8 protein-coding genes are annotated in these 9,852 nt (G+C 66.2%); 4 read left to right on the forward strand and 4 right to left on the reverse strand.

Going from position 1 to position 9,852, the window contains the following annotated elements; translation table 11 throughout:
* Positions 1–39: 39 nt before the first annotated feature.
* Positions 40–1,221 carry a Gfo/Idh/MocA family protein gene (locus tag ACIGKQ_RS18560; RefSeq protein ID WP_235722996.1) on the reverse strand — a complete coding sequence of 394 codons (1,182 nt, stop codon included), beginning with the start codon at positions 1,219–1,221 and terminating at the stop codon, positions 40–42.
* Positions 1,222–1,406: 185 nt separating this feature from the next.
* Here ACIGKQ_RS18560 and ACIGKQ_RS18565 point away from each other — a divergent pair, with 185 nt between their 5' ends.
* Positions 1,407–2,405: a LacI family DNA-binding transcriptional regulator gene (locus ACIGKQ_RS18565; protein WP_396574674.1), complete on the forward strand. Its 999-nt coding sequence runs from the start codon at positions 1,407–1,409 to the stop codon at positions 2,403–2,405.
* 15 nt (positions 2,406–2,420) lie between these two features.
* Here the strand turns inward: ACIGKQ_RS18565 and ACIGKQ_RS18570 are convergent, their stop codons facing one another.
* Both ACIGKQ_RS18570 and ACIGKQ_RS18575 read right to left on the reverse strand, forming a co-directional pair.
* Positions 2,421–3,968 (reverse strand): MFS transporter, encoded by a 1,548-nt coding sequence (locus tag ACIGKQ_RS18570; RefSeq protein WP_396574645.1) that lies wholly within the window; start codon positions 3,966–3,968, stop codon positions 2,421–2,423.
* 120 nt (positions 3,969–4,088) lie between these two features.
* Positions 4,089–4,544 (reverse strand): MarR family winged helix-turn-helix transcriptional regulator, encoded by a 456-nt coding sequence (locus ACIGKQ_RS18575; RefSeq protein WP_287015856.1) that lies wholly within the window; start codon positions 4,542–4,544, stop codon positions 4,089–4,091.
* Between the two features lie 192 nt (positions 4,545–4,736).
* Here ACIGKQ_RS18575 and ACIGKQ_RS18580 point away from each other — a divergent pair, with 192 nt between their 5' ends.
* Both ACIGKQ_RS18580 and ACIGKQ_RS18585 read left to right on the forward strand, forming a co-directional pair.
* Positions 4,737–5,456, forward strand: coding sequence for a DsbA family oxidoreductase (locus tag ACIGKQ_RS18580; protein ID WP_396574646.1), 720 nt, complete (start codon positions 4,737–4,739; stop codon positions 5,454–5,456).
* Between the two features lie 207 nt (positions 5,457–5,663).
* On the forward strand, positions 5,664–7,682 hold the full coding sequence (locus ACIGKQ_RS18585; protein WP_396574647.1) for an OPT family oligopeptide transporter: 2,019 nt from the start codon (positions 5,664–5,666) through the stop codon (positions 7,680–7,682).
* Positions 7,683–7,686: 4 nt separating this feature from the next.
* Here ACIGKQ_RS18585 and ACIGKQ_RS18590 read toward each other — a convergent pair whose 3' ends face one another.
* The gene (locus ACIGKQ_RS18590; RefSeq protein WP_396574648.1) at positions 7,687–8,970 is read right to left on the reverse strand and encodes an aspartate aminotransferase family protein; all 1,284 of its coding nucleotides are present in this window, start codon (positions 8,968–8,970) and stop codon (positions 7,687–7,689) included.
* A gap of 70 nt (positions 8,971–9,040) precedes the next feature.
* On the opposite strand from ACIGKQ_RS18590, the gene ACIGKQ_RS18595 reads away from it, so the two are divergent.
* Positions 9,041–9,817: a crotonase/enoyl-CoA hydratase family protein gene (locus ACIGKQ_RS18595; RefSeq protein WP_396574649.1), complete on the forward strand. Its 777-nt coding sequence runs from the start codon at positions 9,041–9,043 to the stop codon at positions 9,815–9,817.
* The last annotated feature ends 35 nt before the right edge of the window (positions 9,818–9,852 follow it).

Below are 9,852 nucleotides of genomic sequence, written 5' to 3' on the forward strand. Positions count from 1 at the left end.
TTCAAGAACCTTTCGAAAAGTGTGTGAAGCGAGTGGATTTCAGGAGACCTTGACGGTGGCGCCACCACCGAGGGCCGATTCGGTGATCGCCGCGACGGTGCGCATGCTGTGCACGCCGGTGGCGAAGTCGGGGACCGGGGCGAGGCCGCCGTCGATTCCGGCGACCTGGTCGAGGAAGGCGCGTGCCTGATAGGCGAAGAACTCGGCCTTGCCGTGTCCGACGCCGCCGGCATCCATCGGCAGACCGCCACGGATGTAGGGGTGATCAGGGCCGATGATCACGCGACGCGGACCGGAGAGCTCGGGGCGGTCGCCGACCACGGAGATCTCGTACTCGCTCGCCCGGAACAGCTGCCATGACGCCGAGCCCTGCGAGCCGAAGAGCTCGAAACCGAGACCGTCGGGCAACGCGTGGGCGACGCGGGATGCGGAGAACGTGCCCACGGCACCGTTGGCGAAGGTGGCGGTGAAGGTGGCGACATCCTCGTTCTCCACCGGTGCCATCTCGCCGGTGACCTCGGCTTTGGTGTGGCCGTAGGTGGTGCCGACCGGGACCGGACGCTCGGTGATCAGCGTGTGGAACGTGGCGCCGCTGACCTCGGTGATCGGTCCGCACACGAACTCCGAGAGATCGATCAGGTGGCTGCCGACGTCAGCCAGCGCCCCGGTGCCGGGTCCGCCGCGATGGCGCCAGGTGATCGGCGACGACGGGTCGAGGCCGTAGTCGCACCAGTAGTGGCCGTTGAAATGAACCAACTCGCCGACGGTACCGGCGGCCAGTTCACGACGGATCTGCTCCACGGCGGGCGAGCGACGGTAGGTGTAACCGACCACGGCCAGGCTGTCGGCGCGCTCGGCCGCGAGCAGCATCGCCTCGGCATCGGCAGCCGAGCCGGCCAGGGGCTTCTCGCACAGAACGTGTTTGCCGGCGGCCAGCAGGCCCTCGACCATCTCACGGTGCAAGTGATTGGCGACGACGACGCTGACCACGTCGATGTCCGACGCCTCGGCGATGGCCTGCCAGTCGTATTCGGCGCGTTCGTAGCCGTAGCGCTTGGCGGTGTCGTCGGCGACGGCCTTGTTGGCGTCGGCGATGGCCACCAACCGCACGTCGGGGCGGTGGGTGCCGAACAGGGTGCTCGCCATCCGGTAGCCCGCGGCGTGCGCGCGGCCTGCCATACCGCCGCCGATAACGGCGACGCCGATCGTTCTGTCAGTCACTGGCCAGCTCCTTCGTGCTGATTCCGGCTCCCTCGCCGGGTGGTCGAAGTCTCAACTTGTCCGGTCTACTAAACCGGTCTAGTTCCGCTACTATGAGCCCAGTCACAGGGGTGTGTCAAGCCCCCGGGTCTGAAGCAATCGGATGGGAGTGTGCAGAGGTGGCGAACGGGTCGAGCCGACCGACGATGCAGGACGTCGCGGATCGTGTCGGTGTCTCCAAAGCGACCGTGTCGCTGGTCTTCCGGAAGGCGCCAGGGGTCGGCGACAAAACGCGCGAGGACGTGCTGGCTGCGGCCGACGCCCTCGGCTACCGGATGAACCGTGCGGCCGCGCTGATGACTGCTCGCCGGTCCCATCTGCTCGGTGTGGTGGTGCAGATTCGCAACAGTTTTCACGCCGAGATCGTCGAGAGTATCGTGTCCGCGGCGGATCTGGTCGGATACGAGACCGTGCTGGGGGCGGTCACGCCCACCCACGACGAGCGCCGGGTCATCGAGACGCTGATCGACTTTCGCTGTGAGGGAATGCTTCTCATCGGTCCGGAGCTGGAGACCAAAGACATCGTCGGACTGGGTGAACAGCTGCCGACTGCGGTGGTCGGTCGACGGATGAGCTCGGCGTCGATCGACGTGGTGCGCGCCAACGACGGTCGCGGCATCGGTGCGGTCGTCGATCACCTGGTCGGTCTCGGTCACCGCCGGATCGCGCATGTGGCGGCGGGGCCCGGTGTGATCGCGAGCGATCGGCGAACCGGCTTTCTGCGCGCCATGCAACGGCATCAGCTTGATCCCCGTGGCGCCGTAATCGACGCCGGCGGCTACACCGAGGACGCGGGGATGGCGGCCGCTCGTGACATGGTCGGCGCTGCGATGCCCACCGCGATCGTCTGTGCCAATGACCGGCTCGCCGTCGGGGTGCTCGATGTGGTGCGACGCGCCGGCTACGACGTACCGGGGGAGGTGTCGATCACCGGATACGACGACTCTGCCCTGGCGAGGCTCGCGAATGTGGACTTGACCACGGTGAGTCAGCAGCCTGGCGCGCAAGCCGAGCAGGCCGTCGCGGCCGTGGTCGAGCGCCTCGACGGCCGGCGCGCCCGCCGCGCGTCGTCAGTGCTCGTACCCAAGCTCGTCGTGCGGTCGACCAGTGGCCCGGCACGTTTGTCCGAACTCGGCGTGCCATGACGTTTACCGGCTCGTTCACGTCGCGCCGGCAGCCCTCTCCGGCAGACCCGAGCTTGGATCGACGGTCTCATCGTCGACGTCTGCTGCATTACGGGAATCGACCATCCGCTGCTGATCGGCGCTGAGCGTGTTCAGCGCGACCTCCTTGATGAACAGGATGGCGATGAGACTCAGGCCCGCCATCACCGCGGCAACCAAGAAGATGCGTGCGGTGCCGTCGCCGTAGGCGCCGCGGACGATATCGGCGATCGGTGTGGGCAACTCGTTGAGGTTGGCGAGCCCGGCCGTGGCACCATCTGACTGGCCGGCGCCGACCCCCAGCGCCGACAACCCTCGGGCGATCAGATCGGTGACGTGATTCGACAACACAGCGCCCAGCACGGACACACCGGCGGCGCCGCCGAGGGAGCGGAAGAACGCGACGGTTGACGTGGCCGAGCCGAGATCGTCGGGCCGCACATTGTTCTGCACGGCAAGGACCAGATTCTGCATGGTCATGCCCATGCCGACGCCGAGGATGAACAGGAACCCACCCAGCAGCACCATGTTGGTGTGGGCGTCGATCGTCGACAACAGGCCGAAGCCCAGCGTCATCATCGCCGCGCCGACCACGAGGTAGATCTTCCATCGCCCGTAGCGGGTGATCAGCGAGCCGGACACCGATGCGGACACCATCGACCCGATGACCATCGGCAAGGTCAGCAGGCCGGCAGCGGTGGGCGAATAGCCACGCGCGATCTGGAAATACTGACCGAGGAATACCGCCCCACCGAACAGGGCGACGCCGACGGCGACGCTGGCCACGGTGGCCAGGGTGATGGTGCGGTCGCGGAACAGGTAGAGCGGGATGATCGGATCGGCGACCCTGGTCTCGGTCCACACCGCGACGGCCAGGAGGATTACGCCGAGCGCCACCAGGCCATACGAGAAGCCAGATGCCCAGTCGAAGCTTTTGCCGGCCAGTGTCACCCAGATCAGCAGGGTGCTGACCCCGGCGGCGATCAGTGCGGCGCCCACGTAGTCGATGCGGACGTCTTTGCGGACGTGGGGCAAATCGAGGGTGCGCTGGATGACGAACAGCGCGATCACCGCGAGAGGGACGCAGACGTAGAAGGTCCACCGCCAGCCGAGCCAGCTGGTGTCGACGATGACGCCGCCGATCAGCGGTCCGGCAACGGTCGCGACCGACATGACCGCGGCGATGGGCCCCTGGTAGCGACCGCGTTCACGCGGGCTGAACATCGACGCGATGACGATCACCACCAGTGCCTGCAGGCCACCGAGGCCCAGGCCCTGGATGACGCGGAAACCGATCAGCATGCCGACCGATTGAGAAAGTCCGGCCAGGATCGAGCCGAGGGTGAACAGCACCAGTGAGAGCTGCACGAGCAGCTTCTTGTTCACCAGATCCGACGTCTTGCCCCAGATGGGGGTGGTGGCCGTGGACGCCAGCAGCGTCGCCGTGACCACCCAGGTGTACTGGTCTTGCGTGCCGTGCAGGTCGGTGATGATGACGGGTAGCGCATTGGACACGATCGTCGAGGACAGGAAGGCTACGAACATCCCGAGCAGCAGGCCGATCAGTGCGAGATGCGGGCGAGAGTGCGCCGAAGTGCGGCGCGCAACGAATAGTTGAGTACCGCAACTATCTAGCTGGTACTTGCAACCTTCAACTATCTGGGGTTATTCCTCGGGGTCGGAGGAGACGTCAGCGGTGTCGACGGCGAGGCGATGTAGCAGGTCAGCGAGTTGACGGACATCGTCCGGGTTCCAACGGGACAGACGCTCACGCCAAACCGCGGTCGCGGTGGTGGCCACCTCGTCGAGCCGTGAGCGCCCCTCGTCGGTCAACGCGACCAGGCGAGCGCGAGCGTCGTTCGGGTCGGGATGGCGCTCGACCAGACGTAGCCGAACCACCGAGTCGATCTGCCGGGTCAGGGTCGATTTCTCCAACCCGAGGTCGGAGAGCAGGTCCGACATCCGGATCGCGTCGTGGCGGGACAGCAGCACCAGCAACGGGTAGCAGGTCGGGTCGAGTCGAGGATGGATTGCACGGGCACGTGCGCGCATCTGGATGCGGCCGCGGCGCCAGATGTCGGCGAACTCGGCTTCCAGGTCGGTGATCGGATCCGATCCCATCGGCGCCGTGGTCCTTCCCCGCGAATTGTGATCGGTGTTGTGGTGGAACCCCGACCGATCACACACTACCGACCCTGCGTCTGGGCGCCGACCGCAGCGCAATGGCACACGGAATGGAACACGACGCAGCGATACCGCGTTGGACCTCGGTGGTCGGTCGAGAGGCGCCGACCGGAGAGGACCATCGCCACCATGACCGTCGCCGTCGACATCTGGACCGACATCAACTGTCCGTTCTGCTACCTCGGAAAGCGTCGTTTCGAGTTGGCCCTGGCCGAATTCGCTCATCGCGACGAGATCACCGTGGTGCACCGGTCCTTCGAACTCGATCCGACGATCCCCGCCGGCACCAGCGGAACCGTCGAAGAACACATCGCGCACAAGTACGGCATCCCGGTGGAGCAGGCGCAGGCAAACGAACGCGGCATCGCAGCCCAGGCCGCCGAGATCGATCTGCCCTACCAGGCCAGCGGCCGGGACTACGGCAACAGTTTCGACATGCATCGCCTGCTACATCTCGCTGCCGCGCACGGCAAACAGGATGTCATGCTCGATGGCCTGTATGCGGGCAACTTCGCCGACCCGACCCCCGTCTTCGGCGACCGGGAGCGGCTCGTCGCGATCGCGGTGTCCGCGGGCCTCGACGAGTCGGAGGTGCGGTCCACGCTCGATGACCCGGAGGCCTACGCCGACGATGTCCGCCGCGACGAGCAGCAGGCCCGCGAACTCGGGGTCACCGGTGTGCCGTTCTTCGTATTCGGCGGAAAGTATGCGGTGTCCGGCGCCCAGCCGACCGAAACCTTTGCGCGCGCACTGCAACTGGCGTGGGAGGAGCGGCCCGTCACGATCGTCGGTGATCAAGACGCCGCCGCATGCGGTCCGGACGGTTGCGCCGTACCCAGCCCAAGCTGAGACCGCGGGCCACTGACAGCACGGCCGGGGCCCGGGCGATGATTCCGGCAAGTACGACAAATGCCGCGACACGTGCGGAAATGGGCCTCGACGAATCCCTGCGGATCGAACATGGCGCTCCTAGAGTTAGCTCCAGTCCGCAGACTCGCCGGGATCCCATCTCGCGCGAGTCGCCAGCCGAGCACGGTCGGGTAAGGGGTCGCTGTCATGTCCACGCCAGGCTCCACTGTGAAGGGTTCGTCGGCGAGCCTGCGTGAACTCACCATCAGGGGCATCATTCTCGGTGGTCTGATCACCCTGGTGTTCACCGCCGCGAACGTCTATCTGGGCCTCAAGGTGGGCCTGACCTTCGCCACCGCGATTCCCGCCGCGGTCATCTCGATGAGCATCCTGCGGTACTTCGCCGATCACTCCGTCGTCGAGAACAACATCGTGCAGACGATCGCGTCGGCGGCCGGAACTCTCTCGGCGATCATCTTCGTGCTGCCGGGCTTGATCATGATCGGGTGGTGGACCGGGTTCCCGTACTGGACGACGGTCGCGGTGTGTCTGATCGGCGGCATCCTCGGCGTGATGTACTCGATCCCGTTGCGCCGCGCGCTCGTCACGGGATCTGATCTGCCCTATCCGGAGGGTGCGGCCGCCGCCGAGGTCCTCAAGGTCGGTGACACCGCGCAGGGTGCCGAGGAGAACCGCCGCGGCCTGCGTGTGATCGTGGTGGGCGGCGTTGTGTCTGCGGTCTTCTCGATCCTCACCCAGACCAAGCTCATCGCCGGGACCATCTCGGGGTATGTGCGGATCGGTCAGGGTGGCACCACATTCGGTGCGGGTCTGCTGTTCTCGTTGATCGGTGTCGGACATCTGGTCGGCATCACCGTCGGTATCTCGATGCTGATCGGACTGTTCATCTCCTACGGTGTGCTGCTGCCGATCCGGACGTGGGGCGATCTTCCCCCGTCCGGCTCGATCGCCGACGTCGTGGACAACGTCTTCACCAACGATGTGCGGTTCATCGGGGCCGGAGCGATCGCGATCGCGGCGATCTGGACGCTGCTCAAGATCATCGGGCCGATCGTGCGCGGTATCAAGGATGCGCTGGTCTCCACCCGCGCCCGTCGCGCCGGTTCGACGGTGGACCTCACCGAGCAGGACATCCCGATCACCATCGTCTCCGGTGTCGTGTTGGCGTCGTTGATCCCGATCGGTTTCATGCTGTGGGACTTCGCGGCCAACACCGTGTTACACGGCAGCGCGGCCGGGATCATCACCGCGAGCATCATCTTCGTGTTCCTCATCGGCTTGATCGTGGCATCGGTCTGCGGGTACATGGCCGGTCTGATCGGGTCGTCGAACAGCCCGATCTCGGGTGTCGGGATCGTTGTGGTGCTCGTTGCGGCCGTCGTCATCAAGATCACCTTCGGTAGCGCGAATGACGAACAGTCCGCGGCGCTGGTCGCCTACACATTGTTCACCGCCGCCATAGTGTTCGGCGTGGCCACCATTTCCAACGACAACCTGCAAGATCTCAAGACCGGTCAGCTGGTCGGTGCGACACCGTGGAAACAGCAGGTGGCGTTGGTGATCGGCGTCATCTTCGGCTCCGTGGTGATCCCGCCGGTGCTGCAGCTGATGCAGACCGCGTTCGGGTTCGTCGGTGCGCCGGGAGCCGGCGAGGACGCGTTGCCCGCGCCGCAGGCCGGATTGATCTCGTCACTGGCCGAGGGGGTGTTCGGCGGCGACCTCGACTGGGCGTTGATCGGGGTGGGCGTCCTCATCGGCGCGGTGGTGATCATTGTCGACGAGGTGTTGACCCGCACCGGAAGCAGATTCAGCGTTCCGCCACTGGCGGTGGGCATGGGCATGTACCTGCCGATGTCGGTGACGCTGATCATCCCGATCGGCGCATTCATCGGGCGCGCCTACAACAAGTGGGCCGAGGGGACCGGCAGCAACGTCGAGCGCAAGAAGCGCATGGGCGTGTTACTCGCTACGGGCCTCATCGTCGGCGAGAGTCTGTGGAATGTGGTGTTCGCGGCCATCGTCGCGTCCACCGGCGATGACACCATTCTGGCGTTGCCGTTCATCGGCGACGGATGGGAGACCGGCTCGGAGATCCTCGGTGTGGTCGCCTTCGTCGCCGTGATCGCCTGGCTCTACCGGTGGACGCGTCAGTGGGCGGCAAAGGAGACGCCGGGACCCGACGCGGCGAAGCAATCCTCGTCGTGAGTTCCTAGTGAGCGCACTCTGCGATGGACTGATCGAGCATCTCGAGCCCGGAGTGCAACTCGTCGTCGGTGGCGGTCAGGGGTGGTGCGATACGGAAGATGCCGCCCATGCCCGGTAGCTGGACGACATTCATGTGCAGGCCGAGGTCGTAGCAGCGGCGCGTCACCGCAGCGCCGAGTTCGTCTGCGCCGGTCTTGTTGTCGCGATCGGTGACCAGTTCGATGCCCTGCATCAGGCCGCGACCGCGGACGTCGCCGACCACGTCGTGGCGCCCGGCGATGGACAGCAGACCGTCGCGCAGCAAGGCGCCGGCGCGGCGGGCGCGATCATCGAGTTCGTCGCGGATCAGTACGTCGAGCACGGTGTTGCCGACGGCTGCCACGAGCGGATCGGAGACGTGTGTGGTGAAGAATAGGAACCCGCGTTCGTGGGCCATGGCCTCGATCTCGGTCGACGTGATCGTCGCGGCGAGAGGCAATCCCGCGCCGAGAGTCTTCGACAGCGTCAGGATGTCGGGGACCACCTGATCCCGTTGGAACGCATACCAATCACCCGTCCGGCACAGCCCTGTCTGCGCCTCATCCAGGATCAACAGCATGTCGCGCTGCTCGCACTTGTCTTTCAGCGCACGCAGATACCCCGGCGGTAGGTCGATCACACCACCGGAGGAGAGAATCGGTTCGACGATGCAGGCGGCCAACGACCCGACCGACTGCGCGTCGATCATCTCGAAACCGAAGTCGAGTTGACGCTGCCAGTCCAGCGAGCCGTCGGGGTGGGTGAAGTCCGGGCGGTAGGCGTTCGGGGTGGGTAGTGCGAGGTTTCCCGCGGCGACCGGCCCGTAGCCCCGTCGGCCGGAACTGTAGGTGGCGGCTGCGGCGGCGTGGGTCATGCCATGCCAAGACCGGGTGAACGACACGATCTCGTGCTTGCCGGTCACCAGTTTCGCCATCCGGACCGCCGCCTCGTTCGACTCGGCGCCGGTGGTGAGCAACAGGACCTTCTCGAGGGGTTCCGGGAGCGACTCGGCCAAGCGTTGTGCCAGTTGCACGACGGGTGTCGAGAGCATGCCGCTGAACAGGTGATCCAGCGTGCCGACCTGCTCGCGGACGGTCGCGACGATGTCGGGATGTGAGTGGCCCAGGATCGCCGACATCTGTCCCGACGTGAAGTCGAGCAAGGCCCGCCCGGATTCGGTGTACACGTACGAGCCCTCGGCGCGCGAGATCAGGTCGGGAGAGAACGAACCGCCGTACCGGACGAGGTGGCGGGTGGGGTTGCTCGACATGCCACCCACCGTACGGCCGGCCGGGTCGTAGGCTGCAAGCGAGACCATTCGACGCAGAAAGGCCGACAACGTGCCCGAACCCCTCGACATCGACATCGCCGACGGCGTGGCCGTCTGGACCATCAACCTGCCGCAGGTCGGCAACGCGATCACCGGAGCCGAGGTGATCACGGCCTTCGAACGGGCCGTGGACGAGGCGAACGCGGACCCCGCGGTGCGCGTGGTGATCCTCACCGGGGCGGGACACATCTTCTCGGCGGGCGGCAACGTGCGGGAGATGGCCGACGGTCAGGGATTGTTCGGCCTCGAGGCCGTGGATCAACGTCATGGCTATGCCGATGGCATCCAACGTATCCCGCGGGCGCTACATCGGTGCGAGGTCCCGGTCATCGGGGCGATCAACGGCGCAGCGGTGGGCGCGGGATGCGACCTGGCGATGATGTGCGATATGCGGGTGGCGGCCGAATCCGCGTTCTTCGCGGAGAGCTTCGTGCAGCTGGGGCTGATCCCAGGTGACGGCGGCTCTTGGTTCCTGCACCGCGCCATCGGCTACGAACGGGCCGCCGAGATGACCTTCACCGGCGACCGAGTGGATGCGGCGACCGCCCTCGACTGGGGCCTCGTGGGCCGGGTCGTTTCCGACGACGTCCTGCTCGACGAGGCGACCGCACTCGCCCGACGCATCGCCAAGAACCCGCCGCATGCGCTGCGGATGGCGAAGCGGCTGCTCACCGAGTCGCGCACCGGCTCCTTGGATTCGACGCTCAATCTGGCCGCCGCGATGCAACCGCTGGCGCACCAGACGACCGAGCACAAGGAGCGGGTCGCGCGGTGGGCGAAACGGTGATCTCGATACGCCACTCACTCCGTTCGCCGCTACTA

It is taken from the genome of Gordonia sp. NPDC062954, from assembly GCF_044543825.1.
GTDB lineage: Bacteria > Actinomycetota > Actinomycetes > Mycobacteriales > Mycobacteriaceae > Gordonia > Gordonia tangerina.